The sequence below is a fragment of the Chromohalobacter sp. HP20-39 genome (assembly GCF_033052815.1).
Taxonomy (GTDB): domain Bacteria; phylum Pseudomonadota; class Gammaproteobacteria; order Pseudomonadales; family Halomonadaceae; genus Chromohalobacter.
Genome location: NZ_JAWHTP010000001.1, coordinates 745,210 through 762,126, shown reverse-complemented (window position 1 = coordinate 762,126; position 16,917 = coordinate 745,210). Strand labels below are relative to the sequence as shown.

Below are 16,917 nucleotides of genomic sequence, written 5' to 3'. Positions count from 1 at the left end.
TCAGCAGTGAAACCGCTCAGCGCCGATGGTAGTGTGGGGCCTCCCCATGCGAGAGTAGGTCATCGTCAGGCATTTATCCCGGAAACCCCCGTTGGCCCATGCCAGCGGGGGTTTTTTCGTGGGCGAGTGGAACGCCGTTTGCCTGTGAGCGGGGCCTGTGCTTTAGTAAAGGCGTACATGGAGTAAGCACCCACCTCAAAGGAGAGAGAACCGATGCGTAGTGAATGGCTCAAGAAGCTGGCGCTGATGCTGGTGATTGGAATGACCGCCTTCGGTGTCGTTGCCTGCGACAACGATGAAGGGCCGGCCGAAGAAGCCGGCGAGTCCGTGGATGATGCCATGGACAACGCGGGGGACAGCATGGAAAATGCGGGTGAGGACATTCAGGACGCTGCCGAAGACGCCCAGAACTGACGCTACCCTGAATCGTGGAATACCGAAAAGGCCGGACAGATGTCCGGCCTTTTTCATGGCAGGTAGGGCAGAATGCCGTTGAAGAGCGCTGGCGTTCAGGTGCCGGGGTTCTGCTCGATTCCCTGGACGTACCAAGGCGCATTATCACGTATGTCACGGATCAGGTGCCAGGTCTCGTTGAACTCGGTTTTTTCGCCGTTTTCATCGAGAATGCCGTGGAAAAGGACGCTGGCTTCGGCTTGTTGTCCGATTTCTCTGACATCTCCTAGCTCGGCGAACAGACGCACGATCTCTGTCCGGTTATTTGCGGGTTGCTGCGCACGCTCTTCGCGTAGCAAGTTATAGAGTGTTGGCGTGACGTACTCTTGAATCCGGGCCAGATCGTTATTGTCCCAAGCGCGCTGGAGCGTCATGAAGTGTTCTTTGGCGCCGCCGAGAAAGCGCTCTTTATCGAACCACTCAGGCGCTGAGCCGGCGCTTCTGGTGGCTGTGCCGCCGGCATTGGAAAAGGACGGCGTATCCTGCTGAGTATGGGATTGACGCTCGTGGTGCTGTGGCCCACTAGCGGTTGAGGCGCGGCGTGTCCTCAAGAAGCGGAAGACCAGCCACGCGACGAGGGCGACTAGCAAGATGTCGAAAAAACGGATGCCATCGAAGGCGCCGCCAAAGAACAGCGAAGCCAGTAAGCCGCCCGCGAGGATGCCGGCAAAGGGCCCGGCGAAACGTGATAATCCCGCGCTGGGTTGGCGCTGAGTGGTTGCTGCATTGGTTCGGTTTGTGGCGGCGGGGCTATCCGCAGAGCGCGAATAACTGCCAAAGCTTTTGCCACCGCCGAGGCGCCGAGCATCGGCATGATCGGCTGCCAGGCCGAAGCCAAGCAAGCCGACCACGAGCATTACAAAAATGTTGCGCATGCACGTTCTCCCGCAGAATGAGAAGAGGAGTAGAACCGGATGCTCGATTCTAGCGGGGATTCAACGTTGAAGATATCAGTGCTTTTGTGCGGCTGAACCCTACTCGCTCTAGTTATTCGGTCAGGCGCTCGCTGCTTCGCTTTCGCGGCGTGTAAAAACCCAGCTATCGCCGTCCGACAGGCTGCTATTGAATTGGTAGCCGCCAACGTCGAAGCGTTTCAAGTCTTCGGGGTCGTCGACACGCTGGCGAATCATCCAGGCGGCCATCAAGCCCCGGGCTTTCTTGGCATAAAAGCTGATGATCTTGAATTGACCGTTCTTCTCATCCTTGAAGACCGGCGTGATGACACGGCACGTCAAGCGTTTGGCATCAATGGCTTTGAAGTACTCGTTGGAGGCGAGGTTGACCAGCACCGGCGAACCGCTTTCTTCCACGGCTCGGGAAAGGTCCTGGGTGAGGCGCTCTCGCCAGAAGGCGTAGAGATCCTTGCCCGCCGGATTGGCCAGCTTGGTCCCCATCTCCAGGCGATAAGGCTGAATCAGATCGAGTGGACGCAGTAGCCCATATAGCCCCGAGAGAATGCGCAGACGGCGCTGTGCCTCCTGGTTGTCCTGCTCACTGAATGAGGGGGCGTCCAGCCCTAGATAGACGTCGCCCTGGAAGGCCTGCGCGGCGGGCTTGGCATTCTCCGGTGAGAACGGCGGTGCCCATTCGGCATACCGTGCGGCATTGAGTCCTGCCAGCTTGTCACTGATGCCCATCAACTCGGAAAGCCGTTGGGGAGAGTAGTCGCGGAGAATGTCGATCAACTCGGCGCTTTGTTCAAGATACTCGGGTTGGGTGTATGTCGCAGTCGTCGGTGGTGTCTCGAAATCCAACGTCTTGGCCGGTGAAATGACGCTTAGCATGCGCAGTCCTCGCGTTCGGGATCGAAATGTTCATTACCGTTAGTATAACAAGCGCACCAGGGCGCTCCGATGATGGCGTGCCTATCGTGGTGATAGGCACGCCATCGGCGTCAGGGGCAAGGGTTGGGGTGCTGTCGATGCACGGCCTCGATAGCTTCGAGCACGCTAGCGTCCAGCGTCAGATCCTCGCTGGCCAGGTTGGCGTCGAGCTGCTCGAGCGTAGTCGCGCCGATGATATTGCTGGTCAAGAACGAGCGTGAATTGACGTAGGCCAGCGCCATCTGGGCGGGGTCCAGACCATGTTCGCGTGCGATCCCGACGTAGGCGCCGATCGCCTCCTCGGCCAGGTCGGACGTATAGCGCTTGAAACGTTCGAACAAGGTCAAGCGTCCCTGAGGCGGGCGGGCACCATCGAGGTATTTGCCGGTGAGCGCGCCGAAAGCCAAGGGCGAGTAGGCCAGCAGGCCGACGTCTTCACGATGGGCGATCTCGGCGAGCCCGACCTCGAAGCTACGATTGAGCAGGTTATAGGGGTTCTGCACGCTGGCCACGCGCGGCACACCTAGCGTGTCAGCGAGTTGCAGGCTTTGCATCACGCCCCACGGCGTCTCATTGGATAGCCCGATGGCGCGAATCTTACCCGCATCGACGAGCTCCTTGAGGGCCGTGAGTGTTTCCGCCAACGGTGTGGCATCCTCGTCCTCGTCATGCTGGTAGCCCAGCTTGCCGAAGAAGTTGGCGCTACGGTCGGGCCAGTGGAGCTGGTAAAGATCGATGTAGTCAGTGTTGAGGCGCACCAGGCTGTCGTCGACGGCACGCTGCAAATGCTCGCGAGTCAAACGCGGGCCGCCGCGTATATGCTCGAGGCCAGGGCCGGCGGCCTTGGTGGCGATGACCAGGTCATCGCGTTTGCCGCGTGCCTTGAGCCAACTGCCGATATACGCCTCGGTGAGTCCCTGGGTCTCGCCCTTGGGCGGGACAGGATACATCTCGGCGGTATCGATGAAGTTGATGCCAGCGGCAGTGGCGCGATCGAGTTGCGCATGGGCATCGGCTTCGGTGTTCTGTTCGCCGAAGGTCATAGTGCCTAGGCACAAGCGACTGACATTGATGCCGGTCTGGCCAAGGGGGCGTGTCTGCATCTGGGGCTCCGATCGGGTATCGAAAAAGGATGGAAACGGCATGGTAGCGGTGCCGCGTGCGGGCGGCAAACGGGGGTTGAGTCCCTCTGAGGGTAGGCGTATGCTTGGCGCCCCGTTGCCGGGGATAAGGGCGCTAAGCAGTATGTCAGGCAACGGTGACAGTGATTTTATCCGGGGTGTTGGCGCGTGCAGGGAGAGCCCGAGCCGACGCAATCGTTTACGTACCTACTCGGTCACGACGACTTCAGGGTCGATGGTTATGCAACAGGTATCCTCTCTGCGGATTCGGCTCGAATACCGTCTCGCAGCCCAACTGTTACATGCCCGCTGGATGACACGCTCTCCCGGCAAGCATCGTTTGACGATGCGACTTTTTCAGCGCTGTGCCGAAGCCGGTCATACCGCTGCGCTTTCGTTCTATGGTCATATGCTGTTTCATCGTGGCAACTCCCCACAGGATAAGGCCAAGGGCGCACGCTACGTCTTTCAGGCCGCCTACGCGGGCGATGTGCATGCGCAGTACCAGGCGGGTCGTATCTACGAGTTCGGCTGCGCGCAATACGCGCGCCGCGAAGAAAAAGCGGTGACCTGGTACGCACGTGCCGCCGAAGCCGGCCACGGCCTTGCCGCCGAGCGTATGGCTGAAGCCTACCGCTATGCTCACCTGGGACTTCCCGTCGATTCCCGGCGTTCCTCGCAATGGGCGGCGCTTGCCGAACGCGCGCAACGCAGCGAAGCCGGTGAGCCGATCGCGTCCCTGACGCACTGAGGCGTACTGAGAGTAGTGCCGTGGGGGCTCGCATCGCGTCCCCCGTTCACGTAGTCTGATTGGCATGCCCCCTGTAGACATCGTGGGCACGTTTCGTTCGTGACAACCCCGCTTTGAAGAGGAATGCCGCCACGTGTTGCCGATACTGCTCGATATCGAAGCGTCCGGTTTCGGGCGTGGCAGCTATCCGATAGAGGTGGGCATTGCGCGGGCCGACGGCAGTACCTGCGCCTTCCTGATCCAGCCCCTGGAAGAGTGGACCCATTGGGACCCCAAGGCCGAGTTATTGCATGGCATTTCGCGTGGCCGACTGCACCGCGAGGGTTACCCTGTCATCGAAGTGGCGCGCTGGCTCAACGATGAGTTGGTGGCCGACGGCATCGCCTATAGCGATAGCTGGGGGTACGATAATACCTGGCTGTCGCTGCTGTTCCATCATGCGGGCATGCTGCCGCGCTTTCGCCTCGAGGCATTGCGTCGTCTGCTGGATGAATCGCAACTCGAGCGGTGGGGGGCGATGAAGGAGGTCATCATCCGCGAGCGGGGCATTCAGCGCCACCGAGCCGGTGACGATGCACGCCTGTTGCAGCTGACCTACCAGCGTACCCGTGATGCCGCAGGGCAGGCCTAGAGTCCTGGTAAGGCCCTCTAGAACCCGCCTTGTGTACCATAGGTCTGCCGACCGTCGTTATCCCTCTCCGCTGACGCTCAACAGCACCTTGCCTGTGTTGGCATTGTCGATCATGTGCTGCATCGCGGTATCGGCATCTTGAATCGGCCACGCCTTGTCGACCAGCGGTTTGATATCGCCATTCGCTAGTTTGGGCCAGACATGGGCATGCAGTGCATCGAGGATGGCGCCCTTGGCGTGAGGCGAGCGCGAGCGCAGCGTCGAGCCGATGACCCGTTGGCGCTTCATCAGCATGAGACCGAGATCGATCCGGGCGTCGCGTCCTCCCATCAAGCCAATCAAAACTACCCGCCCGTCGGGATTGAGCACCTGTAGATCCTGGGCGATGTAGTCACCACCCACCGGGTCGAGAATCATATCCGCACCGCCCCATTCCTTGATCGGCGCGACGAAGCTGCCTTCGTGCCTGTCCCAGCCGGCATCGGCACCGAGCCGCTTGCAGGCATCCAGCTTTGCCTGGCTGCCAACGGTCACGAAGCACGGGTTGCCGAAGACACGACACAATTGAATGGCGGCCGTTCCCACCCCACTGGCCCCGGCATGCAGGACGATTCGCTCGCCGTGTTTGGCGGCGCCTTCCATGTACAGGTTGAGCCACGCGGTGGCGAAGACTTCGGGCAGCGCGGCGGCGTCACGCAGGCCGAGTCCTTGGGGAATGGGCAGTACCTGGGCCTCGGCGACCACTACCTGCTCGGCGTAACCGCCGCCGGCCAGCAGGGCGCAGACTTTATCGCCGGGCTTGAAGCGCTCCACGTTGTGGCCTACTTCGGCGATGGTGCCGCTGACTTCGAGCCCCGGGATGTCGCTTTCCCCTGGCGGCGGCGGGTATTGCCCAGCACGTTGCATCACGTCGGCGCGGTTCATCCCCGCCCAGGCAACATCAATACGCACTTCGTCGGCGGCAACACCGTGCGGCGCGTCGTGGGTTTGCCAGACCAGCGTCTGGTCATGGATGGCGATAGCGTACATCGAACGTTCCTCCTTGAAACTGGGGTCACATTGCACGGCATCTGTGAAGCGCGCGCTCACGAGGTCGTCGAGGATGCATGTTGCGCTGCCATCAAGTGATCGAGCAAGTGATCGGGGTCGGCGGCGGAAACGAGTCGCGCGCGTGTCTCGGGATTGAGAAAGCCGTGCGCGACGGTATGATCCAGGAACTCCAGCAATGGACGATAAAAACCGTTGACGTCGAGTACGCCGACTGGCTTGTCGTGAAGTCCCAGGTACTGCCAGGTCCAGGTTTCGAACAGCTCTTCCAGGGTGCCGATGCCGCCGGGCAGGGCGATGAAGGCATCGGCGTGCTCGGCCATGGCCGATTTGCGCGCATGCATATCATCGACACGCAGCAGCTGTGTCAGCCCCTCGTGGGCCATTTCGCGCTCGACCAGATGATGGGGGATGACGCCGATGACCTCGCCGCCTTCGCGCAGCGCGGCGTCGGCCACGGCGCCCATCAGGCCGACGCGGGCGCCACCGTAGACCAGCCCCCAGCCGCGTTGCGCGATGCGTCGCCCCAGCGCCTCGGCGGCGTGACGAAAGCTGGCATCGCGTCCTTCACGCGATCCCATATAGATACAGATGCGCACGCTTCCCCCCTATCAGATCGGTAGATTTGTCTCGACATTCGTGTCTTGCGCGATGACCGGCCAAGTGCCATAGAACGCTAGCGCAGACAGGCGAGCACATCGTATTCGGTATCCATCCAGCGTCCGATGGCGTTGTCGCCGCATAGATGATGGGCGTATTGCATATGCAGGCAGCGCACCTGATCCCAGTTGGCGATGCCGCCGATGCCGCGCCGCGTAAAGAGGTCGCGATAGCCTCGGCGGTCGACGATGTCGCGTTCCACGTCGCTCATGGTTTGCCAGCGCTGGGCCACGTAATCCTCGTGGCTACGCCGATACGCGGCCATGAAGTCGGCCTCTTCCTGAAGGCGTGACTCGAGGGCCTTGATAACGCCTTGGGCCTCGATGCGCGAGATGGTGATCTTCAGGTGATCGGAGCACAGCCAGAAATGCGTCGGGAACGGTTTGTCGTCGACGATGGCATGCATGCGCAGCACCAGCGGCGTGCCGTCTTGCGTGGCCGCAGCCACGGTCTGGATGCCACGCGGCGCGCGGCCCAGTTGTTGAGTAATGAGGGCCAGTTGGCGCTCGTCGGGCGCCGTTTCAGGGCGAATCACCATCGCGGGGGTCCAGTACGAATTTCGGCGAGTGGGCCACGGCCCGAAAGAATGCCGTATTGAGCTGCGCGGGCGTCGGCACGTAGTGCCATTCACGCTCGCAGTAGTCGCGTGCTCGTGCGAGTAAGGCGTCATACAGGCGGTTGAAGGGAGCATCATAATCGTAGGGGTCAGCGCCGGGCAACCGCAGGTGAGGATAGTCGGCGAAGCGTGCCACGAAGAAGCGCTCCAGCGCCTTCTCGACCATGCGGTGGCGTGGCTTGTCGTCGGGCGTGAGCCATAGATCGTAGCGAATCGCCATGCGAGCCTCCCCGCCTATCGAAGGTGTTTCATGCCCGCGTCAGCGGGGCTGTGGTCGCCTCGAGCAGGGCGATCAATGCCGTGGGTGTCAGGCATATTTCCAGGCCGCGCCGACCGCCACTGACGTGGAGCGACGACAAGGCGCGGGCGCTGTCGTCCACGAAGGTGGGCAGACGCTTGCGCTGTCCTAGTGGGCTGATGCCGCCCACGACATAGCCGGTGGTGCGCTCGGCCAGGGTGGGGTCGGCCATCCTGGCCTTGCGTGCGCCGGCGGCCTTGGCGAGTCCTTTGAGGTCGAGCGTGGCCATGACGGGCACCAGAGCGACGACGAGACGCCCATCATCGAGTTGTGCGAGCAAGGTCTTGAACACGCTATCCGGCGCCAGCCCCAGCGCGGTCACGGCTTCCTCACCGTAGGCGGCGACCTTGGGGTCATGTGTGTATTGGAGCACCTCGTGCGGGATGGCGTTGCGCTCAAGAAGGCGAATGGCGGGCGTCATGCGGGGGCAGGCTCCTCGTCGACCAGGTGCGCGGCCAGCGCTTCGCGAAGGTCGCCGGTCAAGGCCACCGCCGAGCCCTCGGTGTGATCGTAATGTACCAGCACCACATGGCCTCGGGCGCCCAGGCATCCTTCCTGCCAGGCTTCCTGGGTGACGGTGAAGGAACTGTTGCCCAGTCGCGAAAGCCAGGTGCGAATCTCGACATCCTGCCCATAGAACAGCTCGGCGCAGAATTCTACGTCCAGCTTGGCCATGATCAATGGCCACTTGCGGGGATCGAGGTCGGGCACGAATAGGCGAAACAGGTCGTTGCGTGCCAGCTCGAACCAGGCGGGAAGGCGCGTGTTGTTGATGTGCCCTAGGGCGTCGGTGTCGTAGAAAGCCGGCTCTACGCGGCGTGTGAACATGTCATTTCCCCGGGTCGTCGCCATCGAAAAAGGTGCTTTGCAAGCTAATTAGCATCGACTGCTGGTGGCATGTGGTCAAGTTCGCTCTTCGCCCTCAGATAAGACGCAAGGCGTCCTGGTCGACCCAGGCGGCATCCAGGGCCTTGGCAAGCGGTTCGCGCAAGTGACTCGGCAAGGCCTCGTGGGCGGCGTCGAGGGACTGAAAATCGCGGTTGCGCAGCCAGCAGTAGGCCCAGGCACAGGCTTCCTCGTCGTCGTCGGGCGTGGGGCGTGCGGGCATCTGTACAAGCAGGAAAACGGCGGTACGTGCCGCCCACAGCGGCGGTTGGCAGTTGCTGCTCCATTCACGCAGAGAGCGCCCATCGGGCTCGACTTGGGGGTCGCCGAGCCCGGCCAGGCGTGAGGTGTCGGCGAGAATCATCGCCAGGCGATCGGGGGCGGCTTGACCCAGCATCAGCCAGCGCCTCACCACACGTGGTGTGCCCCGCATGGCCTTGGCATAGAATGAGGTTTCAGGCATGTTCGAGAGTCTTCCGTTCGCGTCGATGAGTCTTAGCATGCCATATGATTTTGCCACGCCGCTGGATCGGCGACAGTATCCTTCCCAAAAATGGCAGCGTTATGCCGAGGATGTATTGCCGTTGTGGGTCGCGGACATGGATTTCGTGTCGCCCCCGGCGGTCGTCTCGGCGCTCGAGGAGCGCGTGTCCCACGGTGTCTTCGGCTATGGCAGGTTGACCGATACGTTGCGCGAGACGCTCTGCACGTGGAGTGCCGATCACTACGACTGGACGATCGAGCCTGATTGGCAGGTCTGGATCCCTGGCGTGGTACCGGCCCTGCACTTGGCCGCGCAGACCTTCTGCAGCCCGGGCCAGGCGGTGATGACCGCGACGCCGATCTATCCGCCGTTTCTGCGTGTGGCCGAACGCAGCGGTCGCATTGCAGAACGTGTGATGCTGACCGAGCCCGAGGCACCGGGCGCGTCTTGGCGCCTTGACCTTGAAGCGCTGGAAGCATCGATCACGCCGCAGACGCGTCTGCTGTTGTGGTGCCATCCGCACAATCCCACAGGACGTGTCTGGGACGACCAGGAATTGCACGCCTTGGGAGAGATCGCTGAGCGCCACGACCTGTTGATCGTCTCCGACGAGCTGCATTGCGACCTGATACTCGACGAGACGCGCCGGCATCGTCCGTTGGCGTCTTTATCGCCGGCTCTGGCCCAGCGCACGATTACCCTCTGGGCGCCCTCCAAGACCTTCAATATCGCCGGGCTGTCGAGCGCCTGCGCGGTGATTCCCGACCCCGAGTTACGGCGGCGTTTTCGCGAGGCGGCAACAGGGTTGCTGCCCGAGGTCAATGTCTTGGGGTTGACCGCCTCTCAGGCGGCGTATGCGCACGGCGAAGCTTGGCGCCGTGAATTGCTGGTGACGCTTAACACCAATATGCAGAGATTGCGTGATCATGTAACTCGGTGGCCTGGCGTCACGATGGCACCGCCCGAGGCGACCTATTTGGCTTGGCTCGACATGCGCGAGGCGGGGCTTGGCGCCTCGCCGCAGCAAACCCTGTTGGACTCGACGCGCGTCGCGTTGTCCGATGGGGCCGATTTCGGGTGTCCGGGGTTCGTGCGGCTTAACTTCGGCACGCCCACCCATCTGCTCGAAGAAGCGCTGGAACGACTCGATGCACGGCTTTGTCCTGCCGGATAGCCATTCTCAAGGTGGCGCGAGGCGCAGGGGATGTCGTGACCGGGGCATCCCCTGTGGTAGGGCTTAGTAGAGCAGCGCGAACATCTTGCGGCGGTAGGCGACCGTCAGGGGATGGTCGGCGCCGAGGGCATCGAAGACGCGCAGCAGGGTCTTGCGGGCTACGTCATCATCATAGGCGCGATCAGTCTTCATCAGCGCCATCAAACCGTCCAGGCCAGCTTCGTATTGGCCATCGGCGACTTGCCGCAGGGCGCGCTTGAATTGTGCCTCGCTATCGTCTCGCTCGCCCAGCGCGGTCACTTCTTCGGCACTGGGGGCTTCCTCGCCGAAGTCCAGACGCGCGCGGACACCACGTGCCTTGGGCGTGTCGCGATGTTCCGGTGGCAGATTGTCGAGCAGCGCCCGGGCGTCGGCCGTATTGCCTTCCGCGAGTAGTGCGCCGGCGAGTTCGATCTGGTAGTCATAATGCTCGGGCCATTCCTTGACCAGCGTTTCGTAGATACCACGCGCCGTGGCGGCATCGCCTGCGTCCAGTGCCTGCTGGGCTCTCTCCTCGGGTGTGGCTTCGGCGGCCTCGGGCGCCTTGAGATACTGCGACAACCACTCGCGGATCTGCGACTCGGGCAACGCGCCCTGGAACTGATCGTAAAGCTGGCCTTGCACGATTAGCTTGACGTCGGGCACCGAGCGGATGCCGAGCTGTGTGGCGATTTCCTGATTGTCCTCGATGTTCAGCTTGGCCAGGGTGAAGGCGCCACCGTATTCGCGTGCCAGCTTCTCGAGCACCGGCATGAGGTTCTTGCACGGCTCGCACCAGGACGCCCAGCTGTCGAGCAACACCGGCCCTTGCATCGAACCTTCGAGCACGACCTGCTGGAAGTTGGACATGTCGACATCAACGATGAACTGAGAAGCATCCTGAGTGCCGGCAGTGGTTTGCGCAGCGCTGGTGTCCCCGTCTTGAGGAGATGTAAGAGGTTCGCCGGTACGCGGGTCGATGATCGGCATGGCAATGGCCTTTCGATAGTAGCGTGTGGATCGATAGTATCGTGTGAGAGTAAAGCGTGAAGACGCTATTGAACTGCCTCTCGTTATGCGGGTCACGCGGCGCGGATTCAAGCCCCGGCGCTGGCGCATGGTGGTATGTAATGAGTGCATCACTACATCTGGAGACGGTCGCATGCACCGAGTGATCAAGAAAAGCCTATGGCTGACGGTGAGTCTGGCCGTCGTGCTGGCCTTGTTGCTGGCTGGCCCAGCCTACATGCTGGCAAGTCAGCGAATCGCGCTAGGCGGCGTCTGGTCCCAGGCGGATCGCTCGTCGGTGGGACTGGCCCCAGCGCCTGGCACCCATCCCGAGGCTTTGGTACAGGTATATGCGGCCCGCGCCTTCGACTGGCGTGGGGCCTTCGGCGTGCATACCTGGATCGCCACCAAGCCGGCCGGTGCGAGGCATTACCAAGTCCATCAGGTTCTCGGCTGGCGGCGGCCCACGGTCTCCTCGCGCCCCGACGTGCCCGACCGCGCCTGGTATGGAAGCGCCCCGACCTTGCTGACCGAGTTGCGAGGTAAGGCGGCCGAGCGCGCGATTCCCAAGATTCGCGAGGCCGTGGCGGCGTATCCGGTGACTGGCCGCTACCGGGTGTGGCCGGGCCCCAATAGCAATACTTTCGTGGCCTGGGTGGTGCGTCGGGTGCCGGGATTGCACGTCGATTTTCCGCCCACCGCCGTGGGCAAGGATTACCTGTTGGACACTATCGTGGCCGAGGCGCCGAGCGGGACCGGTTATCAAGTCTCGCTAGGCGGAGTGCTGGGACTGACCGTGGCCTATGACGAAGGCGTCGAGTGGCAACTGCTGGGTCTGACGCTGGGCGTCGATATCACCCGGCCAGCGCTCAAGTTGCCGGGAATCGGGCGACTTGGGATGGCGTCATCTGAATATACACGAGGGCCTGGCGAGGCTGATTGAGGTGTGACGCTTGGTTCGGGAAGCACAAAAAAGCGGCGCCCTAACTAAAGGACACCGCTTTTTATCTGTTTGGTAGCGGGGATCGGATTTGAACCGATGACCTTCGGGTTATGAGCCCGACGAGCTACCAAGCTGCTCCACCCCGCATCAACTGAGGCGTATTCTACGTTTTTTATGGCCTGAGTCAAGAACTGATTCGTCGACCGTGCAGCATGGCCAAACTCGATCATACTGAAGGCAGGCAGGACGCCATGGAGGCGGGCCAAGTAGGCGTTTCTCACCATGAACGCCATACAACAACAGCATGGGGAGGTGGACATGACGACGCAAACAGCACCCGTCGCCTGGGTCACTGGCGGCACCGGTGGCATCGGGACCGCGATTTGCCTGGCATTGGTCGAGGCTGGATATTTCGTCGTGGCGAGTTACCACAACCGCGAGAAAGCCCAGGCCTGGTTGGCGGATCGCCGCGCCGAGGGTGTCGACAATGTGGCACTGGCAGGTATCAACCTGACCGACTTCGATGCTTGCCACGCCGGTGTCGATGACATTCGCCGTGAATATGGCCCGGTCGAACTGCTGGTCAACTGTGCCGGCATCACGCGTGACAGTACGCTCAAGAAGATGTCACCCCAGCAGTGGCGCGAAGTCATCGACTGCAATCTCAATAGTGTGTTCAACACCTGTCGCTGCGTCATAGAGGACATGCTCGAGGCCGGTCATGGGCGCATCGTCAATATTGCCTCGATCAATGGCCGCAAGGGCCAGTTCGGCCAGGCCAATTACGCTGCCGCCAAGGCGGGCATGCACGGCTTGACCATGTCGCTGGCGCAAGAAACGGCAACCAAGGGTATTACCGTCAACACGATCTCCCCGGGGTACATCGCCACCGATATGATCATGCTGATCCCCGAAAAGATTCGCGAATCGATCCGCGAAGCTATCCCGGTCAAGCGCTTTGGCGAGCCGGAAGAGGTGGCGCGTGCGGTGGTATTTCTGGCCGACCGTGGATCGGGGTTCATCACCGGTGCCAACCTGGATATCAACGGTGGGCAGTTCATGGGCTGAATCGGCTGTAGTAGCGCCCCGCTAGAAGTAGTAGCGCCCCGCTAGAAAATGTCGGCGGGGCGGTCGTCGCTTGTGTCCTTAGGTCGCGCGCTGGGCGATAACGCCGAATAGAGCATCGAAACGCGTGACTCGGGAGGCCCAGACATCGGACGCGATGGGCCCGGTTTCCAGCAATTGCCGCAAGACATCGGCCAGTTCCTGATCGGGTTGCGGTGCCTGGCCCAGGCCATTGTTGAGGCGTGCGACTTGCACTTCCAGACGCAGCGGCTCGTCCTGCACGGCCACCGGCTCGTCTGCGAGCAGCGCCACTTGAACCACCAGTCGGTTCAGTTCGTGATTCGCCGCTTCGCTGTCGCCCTCTCGGCGAGCGGCGTTACGTGCCGCATGGGCATCTTGTAGGTCCTGGGGCATGCCCTCGGGCAGCGCGACATCCGCTTTTTGGTCGTCGCGCAAGGCTGCATCATCCGCATTGACGTGGGCATCGAGCAGGGGACGCAGGCGCGTCCAGCGCTCGGCTTGCTCGGCGAGGATCAGTTGCGCGAGGCGCTCGCGCCGGGCACGGACGATGCCTTGCCAGCGGCGGCGCATGCCCTCGCTGCGGCGACCACCGGGCAAGGGTTCCAGGGCCTCAGCGTCACGCACGGCACTTTCCAGCGTCTCGCTGTCGTCGCTGCTTTGCGGCTGCCAGGCATCGAAACGGTCGATCAGGGCCTGCATGCTATCCAGGCGTGCTTGGGCCTTTTGAGCACGATTCTCGCGTTCGGCCTCACGGGCGGCGAAGATACGATCGCAAAGTCCGCGGAAATGGCGCCAGAGCATCTGCTCTTCACCCTTGGCGGCACGCCCCAAGGCTCGCCAGCGGGATTGGAGCGCCTTGGCCGCTTCGGTGCGTTGGGTCGAGGGCATGTCGGCTTCCATCAGGGCTTCGGCCTCGGCGATCAAGCCGCGCTTGGCGTCACCGATTTCATTGGCCCGACGGTCGATTAACGTCTGCAGTTCATGGCGGATGTGACCAAAGCGCTGGCCGAGTGGCTTGGCTTTCTCGCGCGGCACGGGCGAGAACTGCTGCCATTGTTCGCGTGCACGGTCACGAATCTGACGCAACACATCCGGGTCGGCTTGGGCATCAGGATGTGCGATGAGCTCCTCCAATTGCTCGCACAATGCCTCACGGGCCTCGAGATTACGGTTGCGCGCGGCATCGCGCTGCTGATACCAGTCGTCGAGTGCCGCATGGATGCGCTGCGATGCGCTACGAAAGCGCTGCGAAAGCGCTGCCGTGGCGGCGGCATCGCCCAGTGCCGCCCATTCCTTGACCAACTGACGGTGTCGACGATCGCGCTCGGCATCGGGTGACTGATTGTCTTCGGCCAACGCCTCGATGCTATCGATGAGTTGGGTGCGCTTGGGGCCGGCGACGTAGCCACGCCAGTCGCGCAATTCTGCTAGCCGTGCGCCTAGTCGCTTGAGCCGAGCTTCCAGGTCACCACGAGAGGCATTGGGCAAGGCATCGAGGTGCTGGCGGATCTGCCGGTACAGACGACTCGCGGTCTTTAGGGTGCCACGATCGAGCTGATTTTCGAGCTTGTCGAGGTCTGTGCGCAGCGCCGAAAGGTCGACGGGTGTGCTCGCATCGGCCGTCTCGGCGTTACGCAGTTGACGGGCTTCCTGTATCAGTGGCGTGGGGGGCAGATCGTTCGGCCAATCGATCCGCGCCAGGCAGGCATCGATGGCGGCATGGTCGTCGCGCAGGGCGGCCTCCAGTGACTGGGCCTGCGTCGAAACGCGGTCCCAGGCGTCACCGATGCGCTGGCACTGGGCTTGTGCCTTGGCGTAGCGAGCCTGGATGTCTTCATCCGGGGGGTAATGATCGGACAGAGCCAGCCAGCGTTCGCCATGCAGGCGTTGCTGGGCACGTAGGCTGTCGATGTCCTGATGGGTCAGCTGGGATGCCTGCTGGAGACTCGCGACGGCATCCTCGAGTGCTTCGACGAGTTCCTGGCGGGTGCGGGCCGCCTCGTCTTGGCGTTGTATCGCCTGGTGCTGGGCATGCCCTTCGGTCTCATGATCGGAGAGCGTCTTGCGGCAGCGCTGACTGGCTTCCTGAAAACGCCGCTCCTGCTCGTCGCTGGGGGTGTCGGTCAGTGCTTCCCACTCGCGCACAAAATGGCGATAACGCGCGCCGTAGAGCGGCTCCCAGGCATGTAGGGCATGCGCCTCGAGGGCTTCCAGAAGACGTTTTCGAGCGGCCTGCTGGGCCTGGGTTTCGGCGGCATCGGCGCGTTGACGTTGCAGGCGTTCGCGGGCCTTGCGCGTGACGACCTTGTCGCGCCGCGCCTCGCGCGCCAGGCGTTGCAGCCCCTCGGTGCTCGATACGCGTTCGGCGGCGGCGTGGCGGACCACGGCAATGCCATTGTCGCGTGCCTGCTGGAGCAACGTCGCTTCGTCATCGAGCTTGGCCAGTGCGGCCAGGCGCAGTTCCTGGTTGTCCCCCCCCTCGACGAGTTGAACGAGCAAGTCGTGATCGTCCAGTGTGTCGAGTAAATCGAGGCGTTGTTGCAAGGGCGGTGCATCGGGCACGCTCCCGGATAGAAGCTGTGCCAGGCGCGCCCTCAGCTCAGGGCTGTCATGCGTGGCGAGCCATTCGAGTAGCGTCGAGGGGTCCTCGAACTGGGAGAGGGCTTCGCGCCGTACGCTGGCATCCTCATCGTGCGTCAGGCGCTCAAGGGCGTGGCGGTCGGCCGACTTGTGACTATCGAGTTGTGCAATGGCAGCATGACGGACGCTAGGGTCGCGATGTTGCCAGCGTGGTGCAAAAAAACGGCGGAAGAATCCAGACATGACCCGGCATGCATCCCTGTTCTTGGCGTATTGAATGCGTGGCGATAACGCTGAGACAGCGTTCCTGTCGTCTCACGTCGGCCACGATATTAGCAAAAAGCGTCACATGAGTGAGTGTCGTGTGTGCCATAGCGTATCAAAGCATGCGAGCCGGCACCGGGAAAAGGCGACGATGGCAAGGGTGTCGGTTCCCGGAGACACCTGACAAAGTCGGGACGCTGGTCTTATCATCAGTTGCAGCCATCACGACCCTCGCTTAGCTTTACCTATATACATCAGTCATCAGCTGTGGAGTGTGGCCATGAGCCTCAACATGGATCGGGTAGCATCGGCATTCACCTTCAAGGGTGGCATGTTGCCCATGACGGTCATGGAGCTGACGAGCGCCGACCCTGAGCAGATACGCGCCCAGTTGGCCGGCAAGGTGAGCCAGTCGCCAGCGTTTTTTCAACATACGCCGGTGGTACTCAGCGTAGAGCAGCTCGATGAACCGCACCTGGCGTTGGAGCGTATTTGCGCCGTGTGCCGTGCCCACAAGCTGTTGCCGGTGGCCGTGCGTGGCGGCGCCGACCCCGTGAAACAGTCTGCCTGGGCGTTAGGGCTTGGTTGGTTCCCGCCGCAAGAAGCGCGTCCGCGTGCTGTCGAGGAACCCTCACTCGCCGCTATCGAGCCGGAATCCGAGGCCGAAGTAGCCCCCACTTCGGCCGTGGGGCGTATATACCGTGGTACAGTGCGCTCGGGCCAGCAGGTCACCGCGCCCGAGGGCGATCTCGTCGTGGTCGGCGCGGTCAACCCGGGGGCCGAAGTTCTGGCGGCGGGCAGCGTGCACGTTTATGGCCCGCTGCGTGGCCGCGCGTTGGGCGGCATTCACGGGGACCGCCAGGCGGGCATCTTCTGCAAGGAATTGCATGCCGAGTTGTTGTCGCTGGCCGGCAATTACAAGCGGCTGGAAGATATCGACCCGCGCTTGCTGAACCAGCCCGTACAGGTTCAACTGCGCGATGACCAATTGAACATTTCATCGCTCGGCTAGTCGGGATGTCAGGGCGCCATGTCGCGCCAAAATGGATGGCTAGTACGAACGACTCAATAGCAA

19 protein-coding genes and 1 tRNA gene are annotated in these 16,917 nt (G+C 62.2%); 7 read left to right on the top strand and 13 right to left on the bottom strand.

The genetic code is table 11. From position 1 onward, the window contains the following. Positions 1-213 precede the first annotated feature (213 nt). A complete protein-coding gene (locus RVY79_RS03585) occupies positions 214-414 on the top strand; it encodes a hypothetical protein (protein ID WP_317462641.1) in 201 nt (66 codons plus the stop codon). Positions 415-509: 95 nt separating this feature from the next. Here the strand turns inward: RVY79_RS03585 and RVY79_RS03580 are convergent, their stop codons facing one another. The 3 genes from RVY79_RS03580 to RVY79_RS03570 form a co-directional block, all read right to left on the bottom strand. Then, a complete protein-coding gene (locus tag RVY79_RS03580) occupies positions 510-1,328 on the bottom strand; it encodes a Tim44 domain-containing protein (RefSeq protein WP_317462640.1) in 819 nt (272 codons plus the stop codon). A gap of 120 nt (positions 1,329-1,448) precedes the next feature. After that, entirely contained in the window at positions 1,449-2,237 is a 789-nt protein-coding gene (gene yaaA, locus RVY79_RS03575) for a peroxide stress protein YaaA (RefSeq protein ID WP_317462639.1), read from the bottom strand. 110 nt (positions 2,238-2,347) lie between these two features. Beyond that, on the bottom strand, positions 2,348-3,379 hold the full coding sequence (locus RVY79_RS03570) for an NADP(H)-dependent aldo-keto reductase (RefSeq protein ID WP_317462638.1): 1,032 nt from the start codon (positions 3,377-3,379) through the stop codon (positions 2,348-2,350). 259 nt (positions 3,380-3,638) lie between these two features. Here RVY79_RS03570 and RVY79_RS03565 point away from each other — a divergent pair, with 259 nt between their 5' ends. Next, positions 3,639-4,148, top strand: a complete 510-nt coding sequence (locus RVY79_RS03565) for a sel1 repeat family protein (RefSeq protein ID WP_317462637.1) — start codon at positions 3,639-3,641, stop codon at positions 4,146-4,148. Between the two features lie 133 nt (positions 4,149-4,281). Continuing rightward, positions 4,282-4,779, top strand: a complete 498-nt coding sequence (locus RVY79_RS03560) for a hypothetical protein (RefSeq protein ID WP_317462636.1) — start codon at positions 4,282-4,284, stop codon at positions 4,777-4,779. 57 nt (positions 4,780-4,836) lie between these two features. Here RVY79_RS03560 and RVY79_RS03555 read toward each other — a convergent pair whose 3' ends face one another. The 7 genes from RVY79_RS03555 to RVY79_RS03525 form a co-directional block, all read right to left on the bottom strand. Continuing rightward, a complete protein-coding gene (locus RVY79_RS03555) occupies positions 4,837-5,808 on the bottom strand; it encodes an NAD(P)H-quinone oxidoreductase (RefSeq protein WP_317462635.1) in 972 nt (323 codons plus the stop codon). A gap of 56 nt (positions 5,809-5,864) precedes the next feature. Next, positions 5,865-6,407 carry a TIGR00730 family Rossman fold protein gene (locus RVY79_RS03550; protein WP_317462659.1) on the bottom strand — a complete coding sequence of 181 codons (543 nt, stop codon included), beginning with the start codon at positions 6,405-6,407 and terminating at the stop codon, positions 5,865-5,867. 95 nt (positions 6,408-6,502) lie between these two features. Then, entirely contained in the window at positions 6,503-7,024 is a 522-nt protein-coding gene (locus tag RVY79_RS03545; RefSeq protein ID WP_317462634.1) for a DUF501 domain-containing protein, read from the bottom strand. Then, positions 7,008-7,322: a hypothetical protein gene (locus RVY79_RS03540; RefSeq protein WP_317462633.1), complete on the bottom strand. Its 315-nt coding sequence runs from the start codon at positions 7,320-7,322 to the stop codon at positions 7,008-7,010. Before RVY79_RS03540 ends, RVY79_RS03545 begins: the two co-directional genes overlap by 17 nt. A gap of 28 nt (positions 7,323-7,350) precedes the next feature. Next, complete coding sequence (gene ybaK / locus RVY79_RS03535) at positions 7,351-7,821, bottom strand: Cys-tRNA(Pro) deacylase (protein WP_317462632.1); 471 nt, start codon at positions 7,819-7,821, stop codon at positions 7,351-7,353. Further along, complete coding sequence (locus tag RVY79_RS03530; protein WP_317462631.1) at positions 7,818-8,228, bottom strand: thioesterase family protein; 411 nt, start codon at positions 8,226-8,228, stop codon at positions 7,818-7,820. The genes ybaK and RVY79_RS03530 overlap by 4 nt, the downstream gene beginning before the upstream one ends. Positions 8,229-8,322: 94 nt before the next feature. Then, positions 8,323-8,748, bottom strand: a complete 426-nt coding sequence (locus RVY79_RS03525; protein ID WP_317462630.1) for a hypothetical protein — start codon at positions 8,746-8,748, stop codon at positions 8,323-8,325. A gap of 37 nt (positions 8,749-8,785) precedes the next feature. Here RVY79_RS03525 and RVY79_RS03520 point away from each other — a divergent pair, with 37 nt between their 5' ends. Continuing rightward, positions 8,786-9,943: a PatB family C-S lyase gene (locus RVY79_RS03520; RefSeq protein WP_317462629.1), complete on the top strand. Its 1,158-nt coding sequence runs from the start codon at positions 8,786-8,788 to the stop codon at positions 9,941-9,943. Between the two features lie 63 nt (positions 9,944-10,006). Here the strand turns inward: RVY79_RS03520 and RVY79_RS03515 are convergent, their stop codons facing one another. Continuing rightward, positions 10,007-10,951: a co-chaperone YbbN gene (locus tag RVY79_RS03515; RefSeq protein ID WP_317462628.1), complete on the bottom strand. Its 945-nt coding sequence runs from the start codon at positions 10,949-10,951 to the stop codon at positions 10,007-10,009. Positions 10,952-11,123: 172 nt separating this feature from the next. Here RVY79_RS03515 and RVY79_RS03510 point away from each other — a divergent pair, with 172 nt between their 5' ends. Next, positions 11,124-11,912 (top strand): DUF3750 domain-containing protein, encoded by a 789-nt coding sequence (locus RVY79_RS03510; protein ID WP_317462627.1) that lies wholly within the window; start codon positions 11,124-11,126, stop codon positions 11,910-11,912. A 70-nt stretch (positions 11,913-11,982) separates the two neighbouring features. Here the strand turns inward: RVY79_RS03510 and RVY79_RS03505 are convergent. Continuing rightward, a tRNA-Met gene (locus RVY79_RS03505) sits at positions 11,983-12,059 on the bottom strand. 171 nt (positions 12,060-12,230) lie between these two features. Between RVY79_RS03505 and phbB the strand changes: the two genes are divergently transcribed. Then, the gene (phbB, locus tag RVY79_RS03500) at positions 12,231-12,980 is read left to right on the top strand and encodes an acetoacetyl-CoA reductase (RefSeq protein ID WP_317462626.1); all 750 of its coding nucleotides are present in this window, start codon (positions 12,231-12,233) and stop codon (positions 12,978-12,980) included. A gap of 78 nt (positions 12,981-13,058) precedes the next feature. Here phbB and RVY79_RS03495 read toward each other — a convergent pair whose 3' ends face one another. Next, positions 13,059-15,821: a DUF349 domain-containing protein gene (locus RVY79_RS03495; protein ID WP_317462625.1), complete on the bottom strand. Its 2,763-nt coding sequence runs from the start codon at positions 15,819-15,821 to the stop codon at positions 13,059-13,061. 301 nt (positions 15,822-16,122) lie between these two features. Here RVY79_RS03495 and minC point away from each other — a divergent pair, with 301 nt between their 5' ends. Next, a complete protein-coding gene (minC, locus tag RVY79_RS03490; RefSeq protein ID WP_317462624.1) occupies positions 16,123-16,854 on the top strand; it encodes a septum site-determining protein MinC in 732 nt (243 codons plus the stop codon). Positions 16,855-16,917 lie beyond the last annotated feature (63 nt).

Coding starts and splice junctions, on each gene's coding strand:
- RVY79_RS03570 (WP_317462638.1), bottom strand. CDS start 3,379: ATGCAGACACGCCCCCTTGGCCAGACCGGCATCAATGTCAGTCGCTTG.
- phbB (WP_317462626.1), top strand. CDS start 12,231: ATGACGACGCAAACAGCACCCGTCGCCTGGGTCACTGGCGGCACCGGT.
- RVY79_RS03555 (WP_317462635.1), bottom strand. CDS start 5,808: ATGTACGCTATCGCCATCCATGACCAGACGCTGGTCTGGCAAACCCAC.
- RVY79_RS03530 (WP_317462631.1), bottom strand. CDS start 8,228: ATGTTCACACGCCGCGTAGAGCCGGCTTTCTACGACACCGACGCCCTA.
- RVY79_RS03550 (WP_317462659.1), bottom strand. CDS start 6,407: ATGGGATCGCGTGAAGGACGCGATGCCAGCTTTCGTCACGCCGCCGAG.
- RVY79_RS03585 (WP_317462641.1), top strand. CDS start 214: ATGCGTAGTGAATGGCTCAAGAAGCTGGCGCTGATGCTGGTGATTGGA.
- minC (WP_317462624.1), top strand. CDS start 16,123: ATGAGCCTCAACATGGATCGGGTAGCATCGGCATTCACCTTCAAGGGT.
- RVY79_RS03540 (WP_317462633.1), bottom strand. CDS start 7,322: ATGGCGATTCGCTACGATCTATGGCTCACGCCCGACGACAAGCCACGC.
- RVY79_RS03580 (WP_317462640.1), bottom strand. CDS start 1,328: ATGCGCAACATTTTTGTAATGCTCGTGGTCGGCTTGCTTGGCTTCGGC.
- RVY79_RS03515 (WP_317462628.1), bottom strand. CDS start 10,951: ATGCCGATCATCGACCCGCGTACCGGCGAACCTCTTACATCTCCTCAA.
- RVY79_RS03495 (WP_317462625.1), bottom strand. CDS start 15,821: ATGTCTGGATTCTTCCGCCGTTTTTTTGCACCACGCTGGCAACATCGC.
- RVY79_RS03545 (WP_317462634.1), bottom strand. CDS start 7,024: ATGGTGATTCGCCCTGAAACGGCGCCCGACGAGCGCCAACTGGCCCTC.
- RVY79_RS03510 (WP_317462627.1), top strand. CDS start 11,124: ATGCACCGAGTGATCAAGAAAAGCCTATGGCTGACGGTGAGTCTGGCC.
- RVY79_RS03565 (WP_317462637.1), top strand. CDS start 3,639: ATGCAACAGGTATCCTCTCTGCGGATTCGGCTCGAATACCGTCTCGCA.
- RVY79_RS03525 (WP_317462630.1), bottom strand. CDS start 8,748: ATGCCTGAAACCTCATTCTATGCCAAGGCCATGCGGGGCACACCACGT.
- yaaA (WP_317462639.1), bottom strand. CDS start 2,237: ATGCTAAGCGTCATTTCACCGGCCAAGACGTTGGATTTCGAGACACCA.
- RVY79_RS03520 (WP_317462629.1), top strand. CDS start 8,786: ATGCCATATGATTTTGCCACGCCGCTGGATCGGCGACAGTATCCTTCC.
- ybaK (WP_317462632.1), bottom strand. CDS start 7,821: ATGACGCCCGCCATTCGCCTTCTTGAGCGCAACGCCATCCCGCACGAG.